The 306-nt window shown below is 55.6% G+C and carries 1 pseudogene; it reads right to left on the bottom strand.

Annotation, left to right across the window (positions count from 1 at the left end):
* Positions 1–306, bottom strand: a pseudogene (locus AF337_RS40970) (right-handed parallel beta-helix repeat-containing protein); the annotation flags it as partial.

Raw genomic sequence — 306 nt, 5'->3', positions numbered from 1 at the left:
CTAGTAGACTGCCAAATTCCCCCCAACGCATGATCTGCGGATGTATCCTGAAGCTCTTGTCGTTCAAGTTGCCGCTGTAGCGATTGCGCGCAAATTGCACAAAACCAAGCCCAAGATCGGGAGCGTTGACATACGCTACAACGCCGCCATCACTGTCAACCGATACAATATTCTCCTCAATGCGATTAGGGCGTGCCCATGGCGGACGCCAACCCTTGCCGGTACCCTCATCAACGCGAAAAGCCGCGCCCGATCCGTGTGTGATGACGTTTCTCGCCGCCAGGTTGCTCCAACCGCCGTTGATAC

The organism is Rhizobium ecuadorense, assembly GCF_001187535.1.
Lineage (GTDB): Bacteria > Pseudomonadota > Alphaproteobacteria > Rhizobiales > Rhizobiaceae > Rhizobium > Rhizobium ecuadorense.
Note: the sequence above shows the minus strand (reverse complement) of the source record. Positions and strands in the feature narration are given on the sequence as shown.